Origin of the sequence: Ktedonobacter racemifer DSM 44963 (assembly GCF_000178855.1) — a bacterium.
Classification (GTDB): Bacteria; Chloroflexota; Ktedonobacteria; order Ktedonobacterales; family Ktedonobacteraceae; genus Ktedonobacter; species Ktedonobacter racemifer.
Genome location: NZ_ADVG01000003.1, coordinates 12,865 through 28,350, shown reverse-complemented (window position 1 = coordinate 28,350; position 15,486 = coordinate 12,865). Strand labels below are relative to the sequence as shown.

18 protein-coding genes and 1 pseudogene are annotated in these 15,486 nt (G+C 54.7%); 9 read left to right on the top strand and 10 right to left on the bottom strand.

Annotation, left to right across the window (positions count from 1 at the left end; genetic code table 11):
- Window positions 1-66: 66 nt before the first annotated feature.
- The 4 genes from KRAC_RS29085 to KRAC_RS29065 all read right to left on the bottom strand — a co-directional run bounded on the left by KRAC_RS29085 (window position 67) and on the right by KRAC_RS29065 (window position 2,782).
- Complete coding sequence (locus tag KRAC_RS29085) at window positions 67-429, bottom strand: ester cyclase (protein WP_007913535.1); 363 nt, start codon at window positions 427-429, stop codon at window positions 67-69.
- A 36-nt stretch (window positions 430-465) separates the two neighbouring features.
- Window positions 466-1,047: a cysteine hydrolase family protein gene (locus KRAC_RS29080; protein WP_007913534.1), complete on the bottom strand. Its 582-nt coding sequence runs from the start codon at window positions 1,045-1,047 to the stop codon at window positions 466-468.
- 95 nt (window positions 1,048-1,142) lie between these two features.
- Window positions 1,143-1,721 carry a TetR/AcrR family transcriptional regulator gene (locus tag KRAC_RS78460; protein WP_007913533.1) on the bottom strand — a complete coding sequence of 193 codons (579 nt, stop codon included), beginning with the start codon at window positions 1,719-1,721 and terminating at the stop codon, window positions 1,143-1,145.
- A gap of 575 nt (window positions 1,722-2,296) precedes the next feature.
- Window positions 2,297-2,782, bottom strand: a complete 486-nt coding sequence (locus tag KRAC_RS29065) for a hypothetical protein (protein WP_007913528.1) — start codon at window positions 2,780-2,782, stop codon at window positions 2,297-2,299.
- 13 nt (window positions 2,783-2,795) lie between these two features.
- Between KRAC_RS29065 and KRAC_RS29060 the strand changes: the two genes are divergently transcribed.
- On the top strand, window positions 2,796-3,092 hold the full coding sequence (locus KRAC_RS29060; RefSeq protein ID WP_040445282.1) for a hypothetical protein: 297 nt from the start codon (window positions 2,796-2,798) through the stop codon (window positions 3,090-3,092).
- Between the two features lie 371 nt (window positions 3,093-3,463).
- Window positions 3,464-4,975 carry a MocR-like pyridoxine biosynthesis transcription factor PdxR gene (pdxR, locus tag KRAC_RS29055; protein WP_007913527.1) on the top strand — a complete coding sequence of 504 codons (1,512 nt, stop codon included), beginning with the start codon at window positions 3,464-3,466 and terminating at the stop codon, window positions 4,973-4,975.
- A gap of 231 nt (window positions 4,976-5,206) precedes the next feature.
- Here the strand turns inward: pdxR and KRAC_RS79730 are convergent.
- The 4 genes and pseudogenes from KRAC_RS79730 to KRAC_RS29040 form a co-directional block, all read right to left on the bottom strand.
- Window positions 5,207-5,350, bottom strand: a pseudogene (locus KRAC_RS79730) (VOC family protein); the annotation flags it as partial.
- Between the two features lie 42 nt (window positions 5,351-5,392).
- The gene (locus KRAC_RS29050) at window positions 5,393-6,748 is read right to left on the bottom strand and encodes an IS701 family transposase (RefSeq protein ID WP_007913526.1); all 1,356 of its coding nucleotides are present in this window, start codon (window positions 6,746-6,748) and stop codon (window positions 5,393-5,395) included.
- A gap of 212 nt (window positions 6,749-6,960) precedes the next feature.
- Window positions 6,961-7,350, bottom strand: a complete 390-nt coding sequence (locus tag KRAC_RS29045) for a transposase (RefSeq protein WP_007913556.1) — start codon at window positions 7,348-7,350, stop codon at window positions 6,961-6,963.
- A 565-nt stretch (window positions 7,351-7,915) separates the two neighbouring features.
- Window positions 7,916-8,542, bottom strand: coding sequence for a transposase (locus KRAC_RS29040; protein WP_052568670.1), 627 nt, complete (start codon window positions 8,540-8,542; stop codon window positions 7,916-7,918).
- 925 nt (window positions 8,543-9,467) lie between these two features.
- Between KRAC_RS29040 and KRAC_RS29030 the strand changes: the two genes are divergently transcribed.
- Genes KRAC_RS29030 through KRAC_RS29015 form a run of 4 tightly spaced genes read left to right on the top strand, consistent with a single transcriptional unit; the run spans window position 9,468 to window position 12,518 of the window.
- Window positions 9,468-10,862, top strand: a complete 1,395-nt coding sequence (locus KRAC_RS29030; RefSeq protein WP_007913524.1) for a mercuric reductase — start codon at window positions 9,468-9,470, stop codon at window positions 10,860-10,862.
- A 53-nt stretch (window positions 10,863-10,915) separates the two neighbouring features.
- Window positions 10,916-11,527: a sulfite oxidase-like oxidoreductase gene (locus tag KRAC_RS29025; RefSeq protein ID WP_007913523.1), complete on the top strand. Its 612-nt coding sequence runs from the start codon at window positions 10,916-10,918 to the stop codon at window positions 11,525-11,527.
- Window positions 11,497-12,255, top strand: coding sequence for a ferredoxin reductase (locus tag KRAC_RS29020; protein ID WP_007913522.1), 759 nt, complete (start codon window positions 11,497-11,499; stop codon window positions 12,253-12,255). The genes KRAC_RS29025 and KRAC_RS29020 overlap by 31 nt, the downstream gene beginning before the upstream one ends.
- Window positions 12,252-12,518 (top strand): DUF6510 family protein, encoded by a 267-nt coding sequence (locus tag KRAC_RS29015; protein ID WP_040445278.1) that lies wholly within the window; start codon window positions 12,252-12,254, stop codon window positions 12,516-12,518. The genes KRAC_RS29020 and KRAC_RS29015 overlap by 4 nt, the downstream gene beginning before the upstream one ends.
- Window positions 12,519-12,554: 36 nt before the next feature.
- On the opposite strand, the gene KRAC_RS29010 is transcribed toward KRAC_RS29015, so the two are convergent.
- Window positions 12,555-13,409 carry an IS6 family transposase gene (locus tag KRAC_RS29010; RefSeq protein WP_007913520.1) on the bottom strand — a complete coding sequence of 285 codons (855 nt, stop codon included), beginning with the start codon at window positions 13,407-13,409 and terminating at the stop codon, window positions 12,555-12,557.
- 170 nt (window positions 13,410-13,579) lie between these two features.
- On the opposite strand from KRAC_RS29010, the gene KRAC_RS71765 reads away from it, so the two are divergent.
- Together KRAC_RS71765 and KRAC_RS69295 are read left to right on the top strand one after the other, a co-directional pair.
- Window positions 13,580-13,726, top strand: a complete 147-nt coding sequence (locus tag KRAC_RS71765; RefSeq protein WP_157507312.1) for a hypothetical protein — start codon at window positions 13,580-13,582, stop codon at window positions 13,724-13,726.
- 6 nt (window positions 13,727-13,732) lie between these two features.
- Window positions 13,733-14,080: a hypothetical protein gene (locus KRAC_RS69295; protein WP_052568669.1), complete on the top strand. Its 348-nt coding sequence runs from the start codon at window positions 13,733-13,735 to the stop codon at window positions 14,078-14,080.
- Window positions 14,081-14,305: 225 nt separating this feature from the next.
- Here the strand turns inward: KRAC_RS69295 and KRAC_RS29000 are convergent, their stop codons facing one another.
- A complete protein-coding gene (locus KRAC_RS29000) occupies window positions 14,306-14,695 on the bottom strand; it encodes a methionine-R-sulfoxide reductase (protein ID WP_007913519.1) in 390 nt (129 codons plus the stop codon).
- 521 nt (window positions 14,696-15,216) lie between these two features.
- On the opposite strand from KRAC_RS29000, the gene KRAC_RS28995 reads away from it, so the two are divergent.
- Window positions 15,217-15,468, top strand: coding sequence for a hypothetical protein (locus KRAC_RS28995; protein WP_157507310.1), 252 nt, complete (start codon window positions 15,217-15,219; stop codon window positions 15,466-15,468).
- The last annotated feature ends 18 nt before the right edge of the window (window positions 15,469-15,486 follow it).

The window sequence follows — 15,486 nt, the reverse complement described above, 5'->3', positions numbered from 1 at the left end:
TGTATGATTGCTTGACAGATGTGAGTTCCCATACAGAGCGACCACGCGCATATCCTCGTTTGGCTCTCAGCCCTTCGCGCTAAACGAGAGGACTTCCTGCGATATCTCAGAACCAGTCCACATTTCTCGCATCTTCCCATCGTCGAGACGCACAAACCACATGACTCGTGAGACGATTTCTGTTCGGACAGTGCCGCGCAGCGCAACCAGGTCCCCTTCGCTTACCATGTTCTCGATGGTGATACGGAAGTCAGGAAAGGCTGCTCGAATCTTGAGCACTGCTTGTTTCACACCTTCAGGGCTTCGCACCTCTGGATGCGCGTGATCTACCCAGGTAGGAGCAAGCACTTCATCAGCCAGTATCACATTCCCCGTATTCCACATCTCCATATAGCGTCTCACAACAATCTTGTTCGTTTCTGGGTTCATTCTTTCTTCTCTTTTCCTTTTTCTCTCTGTGATAGATCAGTAATCGCCTTCGCTCATCTGGTTATCCCAGATTTCCGCTGTGATCACCTCCGCATACCGGAGAAAGATGTTGGTCATGAGGACTCGCTGAACGTCTTCCTCTGCATCCGCACAGCAGTCGGAGAGCACCGTGAGTTCGTAATCCTTATCCGCTGCTTCCAACAGCGTCGAGAGCACTACACCGCTCGTTGCGATCCCGCATAGGACTAGGTGACTGATAGCTTGAGACCGCAGGATGATCTCCAAATCGCTCCCGCTGAACGCGCTGGCTCGTAGCTTGGTCACTATCACCTCGCCAGGTTGTGGAGCGACGGCAGGATGAATATCCAGATCTGTCGATGGCAGGAATCCCGCTGCAAGACTCCTGGAGAAGAGGCGATTGTGCGGACTGATTTCTGGATATCCAGCTCGGAAACGAACCGTCACATGGATCACGCGTATGCCTGCCTTTCTCGCAGAGGCAAGCGCATTGCTCAGCCGCTTGAGAAACGCGGGATCTTCGCCGGTATATGAGAGAGCCGCACGCTGAATATCCATCACGATGAATGCTGTCTGGCTCTTCAAGGAAGTTTCTGACATGTTGTTGTCCTTTCATACTTCGTTTGAATGAAGGAGCGCTCGCAGACAGAGTTTTCTTCGCAAGGAGCGGAAAAGGCATGGAGCTTCTCTCCTCCTTATCTGCGAGCCACTCCATAGAGGACGGCATCGACAATCGTTGGGGCAAGAGCAGGATCGAGCCTGGGAATGTTGATCAACTGTCGACTGACAAGCGGCCCCAACAACAGATCGAGGGTGAGATCCTGGTCAAGCGAAGCGGGCAGATCGCCACGAGCAATTCCCCGCTCAAACAGCCTGAATGCCATCTGACGGATGGGAGCTTGCAACTGGCGAAACTGTTCGACGAACGCTGGATTCCCTGCTCCTTCCGCAGCCAATGCGGGCAGGACTTTGCTCACCAGAGGCCGTTGCGTGGCCTCAATGCGCTCTTGCAGGAACATAATGAGATCCTGCCGCGTATTGCCTGTATCAGGAAGGGAGATGGGAAAAAGGGCGGTCTGCATTGCAGCGAGGACCAACGGAACTTTCGAGGACCAGCGCCGATACAGCGTCGCGGTGCTTACCCCTGCCCGTTCAGCAACCTCGGTCAGAGCAAGGCCGCTGTAGCCACGCTCATCAAGCAGTTGGAGCGTGGCTTCCAAAATGGCACGGTCAGCGGCAGGATTGCGAGGGCGGCCAGGAACACGTGTTATCATACCGAACTCTCCTCCCATATCGAGAGACATCATTTCGTAATGAGAGCATACCACGCAAAGTTACGAAATGCAATATTTCGTTTCGTAAAATGCGGATATGGGAAAGACTGCGCTGAAAAGGAAGAGATTGTCTTCTCACGTGAACACATCTCTTTTGAGAACACTGACCCTTTGTGACAATCTTACTTAGTTGGAGCAGTGATGCTGATTTTGCACTGGAGTGTGTGGTGCTGTTTTGGAGTAAGCAAGTGAAGGGTGATATTTCTTGTGTACCCCAGAAGAACGCCACAAACTCATCAATAACTAGGGAATATATGCCCCGCTCCGTTCCTCCTGCTCCCTTGCCACTCCAAAATAGCACCACATCCACTCCAGTGCAAAGTCAAACTCTACAGGATCTACGAGGCGGAGCGGGATGCGATCTGGCTGGATCGCGATGAGGTCAGCCGCTTGTGGCATAAAAAGCGTGGGCTGAGGAATTATCAAGAGCCTGAGATCTGAGATGTCTCCGTCCCTCTGTAGATTTTGCACTTCTTTTCTGGCCAAGATCCCATACGCAGTAGCCTGGGGAGTCGTTACGTGGCGAGGAGTTCACCCAGCCAATCCGTCCGGATGAGATGCACCTCCTTCTTATAGAGGCCCATTGCGATCTTCTTGGTATCCAAGAGTCGAAGCAAGAGATCTTTGAAGGCAGGGCTGAGGTTGGAGATGACTGCTTTCTCGTGTTTGGGGAAGATCCTTACGCGCAGTGTGTGTTCTCCCCGGGTTGGAATGGCGAGTTGTGTCTCTACTACCATCCTTGCTTCCAGTATACTCAGAAATCGCTTGGCATCGAGCGCTGCCATGATGGCTTCAACATCAGTAAGTTTTTTGTTCCCTTTTTTTTCTTGCGCCCGAGAGATGCTGAGAGCCAGCAAGAACATCGTAAGATTTTCGACTGGCTCTCCCGTCGTGAAGATGCGTAGCAGCTTGCTCGGCTCGGCGGGATGGTTTTTTTGCGCGTCATTTGGAGACTCGTCAGCAATATCGACTGCTCCATCCTGTTCCACGATCTGACGCAAGAACAACCCCTGGGTGCGGCGTCTCTTATTGCAAGCCGCTCATATTGTGGCCCGCCAAAAGCACGGCTATTTGCCTGCTCAATTTCGGCGCATCGCCGCACGGCGTGGAAAAAAGCGGGCTGGCATGGCTGTCGCTCACAGTATTCTCGTGATTATCTATCATCTCCTCACAGATGAGGTTCCCTACGAAGAAAAGGGAGAGACCTTCTTTGAAGAACGAGATCGTGAGATGACTGAGAAACGGCTGATTCGTCAATTGGAACGTTTAGGACATCACGTGACCCTCCAACCATTGGCTCCGGCAGGATAACACCCGACCTGGGACACTGGGGAGGGACTTTTTCAGAGGAGAGGGTAATGCTGTATTCCTTAATGGCGCTATCATTTCTACAAGCCGAGACCTGCGAACAGTCGACCTCTCTTTGGACTCCAGACCTCGGTTCATCGCTTTATTCATGTCATTGAGGAACGTAGCACTAGCAAGGGGCAGAGTCCCTTGACCCCGTTCGTCTGACTTGCCATCGGGGTAACTAGCAAGTGTTTCATGTAGTTGTTTTTTTTCTGGAGGTAGTCTATCTTAATAATAGACTTGCTTGAAGAGCCAATTCATATTATTATGGCAGTGCCATTTTTGAGTAAAAAATTTTTGAGCGCTTTCAGCAAAGGGAGCAACAGTAACTTATGCCAAAGCGGGCGAAACCGGTGGATAAACCGGAGATTATACTTGATCAGAACGCGCAGGCGCCGCTCTATCGCCAGCTTTATGAGCGCTTGCGGGCGCAAATCCTGGCGGGCCAGTTGGAGACGGGAACACGCCTCCCCTCGACGCGTGTCCTGGCTAGCCAGCTAGGGGTATCGCGTAATACGACGGCTCTGGCCTACGAACAGTTATTGCTGGAGGGATATCTGGAGAGCCGGGTGGGAGATGGGACGCGGGTAGCTCGCTTAGAGCCGGAGCAACTGGCGCAGGCGGGCGGAAAGGCGTCAAAACAAGGTAGAAAAGGGACGCCAGCGATACAGCATGCCTTGCTGGCGCGGCGTAGTCAAATCCTGCTCGACGAGTTTGTAGCGGGACATGTGGTAGAGGTAAGCCCAGACAAAGATGTGTTCCTGGTGGGTTATCCTGAAGTGGCGTACTTTCCCTATGAGATCTGGGCCAGGCTGATAGCGAAACATGCCCGGCAATCGTTGCAAGCTTATGCACGTTACCGGGATGTACAGGGCTACGCGCCCTTGCGCGAGGCCATTGCAGCCCACATCGGCATTACGCGTGGTGTACATTGTATGCCTGAACAGATCATACTCACAGCCGGAGCACAGGGCGCGCTAGATCTGGTGGCGCGCGTATTGCTCGATCCTGGCGAGCAGTCCTGGGTTGAGGATCCGGGCTACTTTGGGGCCAGGGGTGCGTTAATGGCTGCAGGAGCCATTATGCTGCCAGTGCCTGTGGATCGCCAGGGTATCAGTGTCGCGGCAGGGCGACGGCTTAAAGGCGAGGCGCGCCTGGCGGTAGTGACCCCCTCACATCAGTTTCCTACAGGGGTCACCATGAGCCTGGTCCGGCGCCTGGAGTTGCTAGAATGGGCGAGGGAGACGCAAGGCTGGATCGTAGAGGATGACTATGATAGCGAGTATCGTTACAGCGGGCGGCCTCTGGAGGCGTTGCATGGCCTTGATCGTGTGGGGCGCGTGATCTATATTGGCACCTTTAGCAAGGTGCTCTTTCCCTCGTTGCGCCTGGGATATATGGTTGTGCCACCGCAGTTGCTGGAGGGCTTTCTCGCCACCCGCCGCTTCGTCGATGTACACCCGCCGCTGCTGGAGCAGATGGCCTTGACCGATTTTATTACCGAGGGGCATTTCGCGCGCTACCTACGCAAGATGCGTGGACTCTACATGGAGCGGCGCGATGCCCTGGTGAAGGCCTTGAGCCAGGAGCTGGGCAATATTCTGGACGTTACAATACCAGAGGCTGGCATCCACCTGGTTGCCTGGCTGCCGGAGGGGGGAAGCGCCGATAGCGTAGTCGAACTGGCTGCAAAACAAGGCTTGCGTATACTGCCCGTCTCGCAATTTAGCATGCAACCCCTCAAGCGTGATGGCCTTGTGCTTGGTTTCGCAAATGCGACCCCAGAGGCGCTACGAGCAGATGTGCATGCCCTGGCGCGTGTTTTGCGGAGTGCGCTTACATAGACGCCACTTTGACTCAAGTAGCCGCGTACGCCAGTAGCGGGCCCGCTACTGGCGTACGCGGCTATTGCTCCGTGGTCCGTTTATAATATGAATTCATTTTGAGCCTCGGAAAGAGGCGCATCCCATTTTCGTGTTCAGAGGAGCTCGGCTTGTACACGCTATTCATCCTCTCTCGATTGTGTGGGCAGAACCAACCACTCCTGGAAATCCGAGAGATCTGGACGCCGTAGGCTAGGCCAGAACCTCGACCAGGAACCCGCCTGGCGCTTGAACATAAAATGTCCAGGCATGACTCCGTTCCGGGGGCTTCATTTCAAATCCGTCGTCTTTCAAGCGTTGATAGATCTCGTTAACACGCTCCTCGCTTTCTTGGACCTAAGGTAGACTTTATCCAAATTTTTAGACAACACGTTCTGACTACGCTGCAAAAGCGAGCGTCTCCACGAGGTGATCGAAAAACACCCGTGGAATTTGAACGGTATCGCCTTCATATGACGACACCGAAAAAAAGGTGGAGGGCCAGAGATGCTGGCGAACGAATGCGAGCGTATCGGAAAAGGTGGGCAAGGCTTTGGTATACCAAGCCGCCTGACGAATGGGAAATGGTTGCCCACCCAACAACTGATGCGCAAACAGGGTCACAAGCGAAAAGAGGCCCAATAGGGCAGGTGTGGTGCGCACAATGGCCAGATCCGACCATTGCCGTTGGGTCTCCACACCCAGATGAGCACGCACCTCATGAAAGGTGACCTCGACCGTCCAGCGCAAGACAAACCACTCGACGATCTGGACCGCCTCTGCCTGTTGATCAGTGCACAGCAAAGCCATTGGCTCATATTGGCCGTTTGGATCACGAATGAGGACCCACCGAATCGTGACAGGAGGGATGGGAGATTGATACCACAGAGCGGTCCCAGTCGCGATCTCCATCTCTCGCTTTGTCCCCCCATACCAGGACACCATGTGTTTCTTCCACGATGTCGTGGGATCGTTGAGGCGCGCAGCAAGCTTGGGCTGGGCTTGGCCTTTGAGGGCATGCCTGCCTCGTTTCCCGGCTCCACGCACCGCAGGAGGCTCGTACAAACAGGCATCCAGGCGCAAGCGCGCGATAGCGCTCACGCGGGGCAAGCGGCTCACCTTCAGCAAGAACGAGAGCACTGCATACGTCCCATCAGCGACCACCACCAGCCTTCGAGCAGGCATCCAGCGCGTCACTTGCAAGATCATTTGCCAGGCCCAATCCGTAATCGTTTTGTGCTGCAGCTTGCGCTGTTGGTGATAACGCTCCGATGGAGCCAGTACCGTCAAAAAGGGCAAAGCCCACACCCTCTGCGCCCAGGGAATGGGAGTCAAGAGCATCATCGAGATCCAGCGCAACCCATTGGTTTTTACGAAAAACTCCTTGCTCGAACGTACGGGATCACGATAGACGCCTCGTGCGGCAATCTTGCGACCACGTCGGCGTTCTATGGTTTCATCGATCCCCATGATCACTGGCTCATTTCCTGGGAAAAACAGCTGGATCAGCAACAGCAGCAAGCGGCGACTGAGTTCTCGACTCGACCAGGTGGCACGATTGAGCACCCGATGGTAGTTCTGGTAGTGCTTTTCGTTCGCGCATCCCATCACTCTCAAGATGGCGGCAACGGTTCGCTCACCAGGAGCCAGGATCGCTCCTATCACGAGCACCTTGGCCCATTCCCACACTCGTTCGCTCAAGACCGTTTCAAAATGGCGCAAGACGTGTATAATCCTTGTAGGCAGCGTCAGCATCTCTTCTTTTTTCCTTGGACAGAAATTTTGAGAGAAGCTTACTCTGCCTTTCGTTTTTTGTCTAGCGATTGGATAAAGTCTACCTAAGTTCCTCCGAAAATTCTCCGGCTCCCTTGGAGACAAAGAAACGCATAGGAAACCAGAGGGGCAAAAGCGGAGTGCTCATGCTCCTGGTGAAAGGATCATGTGCTGTTGAAACAAGGGAGTACGAGTTAAGCAGCCTCCTTTGGGGTGAGCGTGACAGTGTAGCCAAGCTGCTCGAGACGGCGAATATGGTGCCGCTCCAGGCGATTTTTCTCTAAGTGATCAAAGTAATCCGCTCCCAGGTCCTGGTAGGGTTTCTTGGTGCGCAAGACGTGATAGATGATGATTAGCAGCTTGTGCTCCAGAGCCACAAGGGCTTTTTTCTTCCCCCGACGACGGGCCAGGCGCTGATAGAAGGCGGACAGATAGCTGCCTTTGGTCCGGGCAGCAGCCCAGGCCGCCTCCCCTAAGAGCGCACGCAGATACGTATTGCCCTGCGTCGCCTTCCCACTCAGACGCTTGCCCGCACTCTGCTTGTTGCCTGGGCAGTAGGATAGGCCGCGGGCGAGGTACTGCATAAACAGCCCTTTTCCCCCGGCCCTCCTCCGAACGCCGCATGCGAGTTTCCAGGCACGGCGCTCTCCAGTGCTTCTCTGTTTCCAGTGAGTCTTCCTTCAGTTATGGCAGAAGCGCATCTCGCGCACCTCCCTGAGAGGAAGACTCCAAGCACCTGCTTGGCTTCCCCCTGTGGCCAGCTCTCCTGGCTTCCCTGATCGGGCGTGACTCCGACGAGTACTATCCAAGCTCCGTAACCATGAGGGTCTCCCCTTTTAGGTCATCCTGCATTCCGTCACTTGAGTACGTACGAGCACAACGTAGGTGTTCCACTCATCCCCTTCAAGAGACTCGCTGTCCATCATCTCGCCTCACGAAAGGTGGAGTGTCGGCATCTGAGTTCACTCCATGAGGCGACACCGCTCTTAGACGCTGTAGCGATGGGTGTGGGCATACACCGATTGGGGATTGGAATTTGAGCAGTGTAGCTCTCACCATATTGCACGGGTCTTGCGAGACGGTTCCATAAGCGTCTTCTGGTTTCCTCTCGCTTTCAGTGGCATGCTCTTGTCCCCGTTGTCTTTCGACTCAAGGTAAGCCATTGACCCAAGAACCTCCTTTCGAGTTCCTCCTGGCTGCGCCAGGGATACTCAAGTGCGTGATACAGCGCACTACGCCCGCCCAGGAGGCCAGGTGTTTGTCAGAAGGAAAGCGTGTCATATCTATCCCAATCTCTGCCAGAATCCCAGCGGCAGTGGTGGCTTGCAACCCGGTAATCGTCACGACTAACTCCACGGCCTCCTCAAACGGATGCGAACGTTGCTCGATCTCTTGCTCAACTTGAGCGATGGACTGGTCCAGAAAGTCAATATGAGCCAGGATGCGCTGGAGCAGAAAGCGATGGTGCGGTTGCACACGTCCGTCCAGGGCCAGGCGCAGATCGGAGAGCTTGGCGCGCAGCCGTCCGCGGGCCAGGGCAGCCAATGTCTCGGCATCCTGCTCTCCGGCTACCACGGCGTCGAGCATATCGCGTCCACTCTTGCCTAAGACATCGGTCGCTACGACTGCCAATTTGAGGTTGGCTCCCTCCAGCACCTTCTGGAGCCGGTTGACCTCTTGATTGCGTTCTTGCACCTGGGTCTTGCGGTAGCGGGTCAGTTCCCGCAGTTCTCGTGTCGGCTTCGGCGGAATAAAGCTCGCCTGAAGCAACCCCATGCCGCAACAAGTCTGCCGGTATTGTCAACTTAAATTTTTTTGTTGATGAGCTTTCACCACTTCGATGCCATATCAGCCATAATTCTCGAACAAACAAGGGCAAGAAACAGGGCACAATCCCCACTTTGAGGTCTGTTTCTCTTCTATAAGCTCTACAATTGTAAGTAAGTTGACAATACCAAAACGCGTAATGATGCGCAATGATGTGCTTCAAGCTTGGCGAGACACGCGGCTTCTTCTGAGAGAAGCGGGCCACTTCTCGTGTGGGAAAAACGAGGCTTGTGCAGCGCATCGCCTCCACGTTTTTTCTCCAGATCCAATAGTTGTGTGTAAGTGTAAGGGATAAACGGTCTGGAGCTCGCAGATTGGCTGGAAAGCCAGGAGGAATATGAGCATATCCCTATCCTGCTGATGAGCGCGGATATGCCGCAGGAAGTCAGTGGCAACAAGCATCTCAGAACGCTGTAGAAACCCTTTGAACTGGAACCCCTGCTGCTCCTGGTCGCGGAACTGCTGGCCTGAGCAGCAAAGGATGTCCCTGGCGTGGGAAAAGCGTTCTCCAACAGCCATGATGCTCAAGCCCTACTTCCATGATCGGGAAGATCGGCGCGCATAGGGACAGACCAGCATGGATGCCTGGCTGCCCCCGCAGCGATTTCAAGAGAGCAAGGGAAAGCCTTCTGTTGCAAATATCGGTTGACGGAACATGACAAGGCCGTTCTCAAAATGGGAACTTAGCTGGAAAAACATGCACGTACCATGAAATGACATCCCTGTAATCTTTTGCATAAAGAGATGGAGATATGTTTGTCATTCTCTTGCACTCAACATATATCTTGAAGATGGAACACCATTATTGAGGTAGGTAGGTTGCTCGTGGGAAGCACCTATTCCGTCTACGGAGAAGCAGAAGGAGAACATTGAGATGCCCCAAGCCACCACCTATGACGCGATTGTGATCGGGACCAGCCGGGGTGGCAGACTCCTCCCCATCACCCTGGCGAAGGCAGGCCGGAACGTGGCGCTGATTGAGCGAGACCATATCGGCGGGGTCTGTGTCAACGTGGGCTGTACCCCCACCAAAACGATGGTTGCTAGCGCACGCGTTGCCTATCTGGCACGGCGTGGCTCTGAGTACGGCGTCCACACAGGCCCCATCTCGGTCGATCTGCAGGCCGTCCTCCAACGCAAACAAGGGATCGTTGAGGGCGCGCGCAAGGGCCACGAGAACCTTCTGACTGCGGCACAAGGGCTGGATCTGCTCAGGGGCGAGGCTCACTTTACCGCCCCAAAAACGCTTGAGGTCTCTCTCCAGGACGGCGAGACGCGAGAAATCACCGCGCCCCTGATTGTGATCGACACCGGCGTCCGACCAGCGCCACTCGCGATCAAGGGCGCCGAGAGTATTCCCGTGCTCAATTCCACCACGCTCATGGAGCTGGATACACTTCCCGAACATCTGCTCATTCTCGGTGGCGGCTACATCGGGCTGGAGTTCGGACAGATGTTTCGCCGCTTTGGCAGCCAGGTCACCATCATTCAGCGCCGTCCACGCTTGCTGATGAGTGAGGATGAGGACGTGTCTGACGAGATCACGAAGATGTTTCGCGAGGAGGGGATCACGGTCCTGACTGGCACCACACCGCAACAGGTGGAGCAGCTCAGTGATGGGCGTATCCAGTTGACCGTGCGCACGCCTCAAGGGGACCAGCAGCTGACCGGCTCGCATCTGCTAGCAGCCGCCGGTCGCATTCCCAATACCGAAGCGCTCACCCCCGAAGCGGCGGGCATCCACCTGGACCAGGAGGGCTACATTCAGGTCAATGAGCGACTGGAAACGAACGTTCCTGGCGTCTATGCCATGGGGGATGTGAGAGGGGGGCCAGCGTTCACCCACGCCTCGTACGATGACTTCCGCATTTTGCGCACCAATCTGCTGGAGCATGGCAGTGCCAGCATGTGGGATCGCCTGGTCCCCCATACCATCTTCATCGACCCCCAGCTTGGACGGGTTGGCATGACCGAAAACGAGGCCAGGAAACAGGGTCGCAACATCCGTGTGGCGAAATTGCCCATGACTGCTGTGCCCCGTGCCCTGGAAACTGGCGAGACGCGTGGGTTTATGAAGGCCGTTGTCGATGCCGACACCCAGCACATCCTGGGCTGCGCCATCCTGAGCATCGAAGGGGGCGAGATCATGACCATCATCCAGGTGGCGATGATGGGGAAGCTGCCCTACACCGCTTTAAAGGAAGGCATCTTCACCCATCCGCTCCTGGCGGAAGGGCTCAATCTGCTGTTTATGACACTCGATTCGTAGGACAAGCTCTCGTTCATCAAAAATACCATGAGAAAGAGATTAGGAGTGAAGAGATGAGCAAAGGTTTCGTCTCGCGGGGATTCCGAGGTCGCCGAAAACCTGGCGACGAGCGTGGGCGCATCCCGCCAGGACAATATCTGGAGCGTGGCTTTCCCGTCCTTTCGGCAGGACCAACGCCACACACGCCCCTCGCAGCCTGGGATTTCTCCCTGCTTGGGGAGGTCGATCAACCAAAACGGTGGACCTGGGATGCCTTTCGCGCCCTGCCACATGAGATGGTGACCAAAGACATCCACTGCGTGACCAAGTGGTCGAAACTGGATACCCACTGGGAAGGCGTCTCCGTCGATACGCTGCTTGAGCAGGTTGCACACGATGCCAAGTACGTGATCGCCTTTAGCGATGGCGGCTATACCACCAACCTTCCGCTGGAAGACGTGTTGGGTGGGAAGGCATGGGTGGTGGATGCGTATGAGGGGCAGCCGCTCCCCCCGGAACATGGTGGACCGGCCCGCCTGCTGGTTCCCCATCTCTACTTCTGGAAGAGCGCCAAGTGGGTTCGGGGTCTGCGGTTGGTCGCGCAGGATGAACCGGGCTTCTGGGAGTCGCTTGGCTACAACAATCACGGTGATCCATGGAAAGAAGAACGATACCGGGGCGACTAAGCTGGCAACTCGGCGAGGTCGTGGCGACGCAGGAAGAAACAGCGCGGGCGAAGAGCATCACGCTCGCCGTTCCGCACTGGAACGGGCATCGACCAGGACAGCATGTGGATGTGCGCCTCACGGCTGAAGACGGCTACCAGGCAGAACGTAGCTATTCGATCGCGTCTGCTCCAAAGCCGGAACCACGTGTGACGCTTACCGTCGAACGGCTCGATGAGGGGGAAGTATCGCCCTACCTCACGGGTGAACTCCGTGTCGGTGACCAGCTGGAACTGCGCGGTCCAATCGGGGGATACTTCGTCTGGGAGGAGCAGATGGGTGGCCCTCTCTTGCTGGTAGCTGGGGGATCGGGGATCGTGCCGTTGATGGCGATGATCCGCTATTGGGCTGCTCTAGGGAGCACGATTCCGATCCGTTTGCTGTATTCGTCGCGATCATACACAGAGGTCATCTACCGTGACGAACTCGCTCGCCTGGTCAAGGGCAACACGAAGCTTGAGGTGGTGCATACGCTAACCCGGGAGCAACCGCCTGGGTGGACAGAGTATCACCGCCGGATCGATACCGAGATGCTGCGTGAGGTGGCATGGCCAGTTGATCAACGCCCGTTGCTGTTCATCTGTGGCCCAACCCCATTCGTCGAAACAACCGCCACGAGTCTCGTCACCCTGGGATATGAGCCAGGACGAATCAAAACCGAACGCTTCGGACCGACAGGAGAAACATGATGGAGAACAAGCTTGATGGCAACGCTGCCGGGGGCATCCTGCAAGAGATCTTCCCCTTTGAAATGACGCAGGTCCAGGCAACCTGCACCGGCTGCGGCGCAACCGCTGCCATCGGTGCTTTGGCTGTCTACATGCATGGGATGGGGACGGTCATTCGCTGCCCCTCCTGCGATACAGTGCTCATTCGCGTGGCGCAAGGAAGGGGGCGCTACTGGCTGGATATGCGGGGAGTGCGCGTTCTTCAGATCAACACAGAGATCTAGTACTGGAAGGTTCTGTCAGAACTGAGAGCACAACAGTCATAGAAAGAGGTGAAAGCTCCTCAATTCATCATCCATTGGGTTTATAAAGCCATCCGCATTAGAAGCAAGTCTTTCACGGAACAATTGTTGTTGTTCTGCGAGTGACATTGTTTTTCCCGTGGCGTGACGTAGGCGAAAATAGTTACGCAATTCGTCAAAAGCACAGCAAAAACGAGCTGCTGATTTGAAATTACCAAAGCCACGCATTGGATAGTAGCGCTGTTTCACTCCCCGATGATCTTGCTCCAGCAGATTATTGAGATATTTATTGGTACGATGCTGCACACTGCTCCCAAGGATCTCACGTACTGCTCGTGGGTAGGAAGTATGCCCGTCTGTTGTTACGCGCTCTGGAGCATGGCCAACAATGGTGAGAGCCTGCTTGAAAAATCGCTGGACGGCCTCCATATCTCGTTTCTCGCTGAGGCGCGAATCAACGAGATTGCCATCCTCATCAATAGATCGATAGAGGTAGCACCACTTCCCATGGACCTTGAGATAGGTTTCATCGACATACCATGATCTCCTAGCTTGCCCGCGTCGTTTAGCCCGCAACTGTTCTGTCATGAGTGGGGCAAAGCGCGTTTCCCACTCACGAACTGCCTCGTGGGTGAACTCCCAGCCGCGTTCCAGAAACATTTCCGCTAGATCTCGCAAGCTCAACTTGTATCGGAGCCGCCACAGGACGACCAGAAGAACAATATCTGTAGGATATTCCAGGAAATTGAAAGGCGTTCCTGTGCGTTCGTTGAAGAGGTGCTTGCAAGCTGAGCAACGGAATCTTCGATAGCCGAGCGTGGTCTTCTGGGTTTGCTCTCTCGTGGTAGCTGAGGCACAATATGGGCAATTCATGAATCACTCCTTCTCCGATGGGTCGTTATTCTCAGCATACCTTGCAAATGATAGATAGGACAAGCTTTGCTCTGAATTCTGACAAAACCCTCGCACGCGCTTTAACGAAGACCGAGGCGGTGTGGCCAGAGCTCGAACAAGCCTATGCTTTGGTCCACTAGGCGGCACATGTGCTGGCCAATCAGGAAAACGAGAAAGGTCAGGCGGTGCGTGAGCGCTATGAAAAGGTGTTGGGCACCATGCGCGAGCAGCAAGCGTCGCTGGGAACGCTTGGCGAGGCCATTGACACGTTCGTGAAAGTCACTGAGCGTTACTGACCTGGCTTGTTTCACTGTTATGACGTGCCTGATCTGCCTCGGACGAACAATGAACTGGAGCACTGCTTTGGCTCCGTGCGCTATGGGGAGCGGCGCGCTTCAGGTCGGCGGGGAGCCATTGCTGCACTGGTGGTACGTGGGCCTGTGCGGGTGCTCACAGCTTTGGCCTTGCAACGGCAGTGTTTTTTACCACGAGCCTTGGCTTTTTCTGATCCAGAAATGTGGTACAACATGCGTGCGCAGCTCGCCTTTCGGCGCAAGGCGCAGCGCAAACAATTACGCTTCCGCAAGAATCCCGCCGCGTACCTTACGGCGTTGGAGGAAGTCCTCCTCAAGATAGGCTTGCCATCCTAGGTTTTTGGCTGAATGGCAATCTGAGGTTGAGGACGAACGTAGCTCAGCAAGAGCCCTGCGCATGTTCAAACGGTTTTCTGCGGATCTGCTTTACTATTCTTGTTGAGCTTCTGCCGTGCTTGCTCAAACCAAGATTGCCATTCAGCGGTTTTTTTGAGGGAGCAAGCACTGAATAACAGGCTCACTTTCCTTTTCGTGAGCCTGTTATTCGCCGGTAAAATACTCCTATTTCTCTTTCGAGAGCATTGCAGGCAACGCATGATCTTTTGAAAAGAAACGGATAGAGAGAGAATTGACACAATGGCGCGTATTCTTTGAGGTTAACTGCTCTCCCACAAAGACATGTCCCAGGTGAGCACCGCAGTTGGCGCATTCGATTTCCGTTCTTCTCCCATCGGGATCGGGAACCCGTTTGACCGTGTGGGGGTAATCCTCATCGAAGCTCGGCCATCCACATCCTGCATCAAATTTGCTTTTCGAGGAGAAAAGCGGCGCGTTGCATTGGCGACACACAAAGGTTCCTTCTTCGTAAAAATGATCATACTCCCCGCTAAAGGGAGGTTCTGTCCCTTTGCCAAGAATCACGCGTTGCTCTTCAGGCGTTAATGGATTCATATTTCATTCCTCTCATTGATGTGTCGAACTGAACAGCGTGGTGTCAGCACTCAAGACCAGCGCATACCACAGATGCAGACCACACCACTCTTTTTGTGAATGCGGTTCTAGCGAACGCGCCCTCCCAACCACCCTCTGGTTCCGCCACGAATCATCATACTCCATCTGGGAACATATGCCAATGCTTCTGAGCATCCCATCAGAAGGAAGGGGGTTGGAGCCTTGTCTCAGCTTGTCTTCATGCAGGCCAAGAAAGAGTCAAAATCATACTCGCGGGTGTGATTATTCGTGGCGGAATGCGGCTGAACGTGTCAGGGTGATTATTGGGAGTCAGGCGAAAGGGGCAGAATAATTATCGATGCCATATGGCCGGGGTGTCCATTCCAGGATGGCTTCTGTAAGTTTTGATAGACACCTTGAGTCAGACCCAACCACTACCCATATATGGCTTGCCCCACGTTAATAAAGAATTTAATTATTGTTTGCTTATACACTGGTTGAGTATGGAGACAGAACCAAAGATGGTATTGATTGTCATACCCCAGATGTTGGTGGTAGTGGTGGAGAGCGTGTCGCACTGTTTTCAAGAGGGGATGGTCGTGAGTGTTCTCTGCTGGCAAGGAGAGGCCGCGTGTCGTGTTGGTTGGAGGGTGAGAATAAAACATCGGTCCAGCGGTCCTGTCGCGGCCAGATCGAAGCGTCTGCTACCGCTAGCGAATCAAGGAGGAGGAGCAGCAGCAGCCGCAGTTCTCCCCAGACGGCTGGCCGTCTGAACGGATGACTCATAGGCA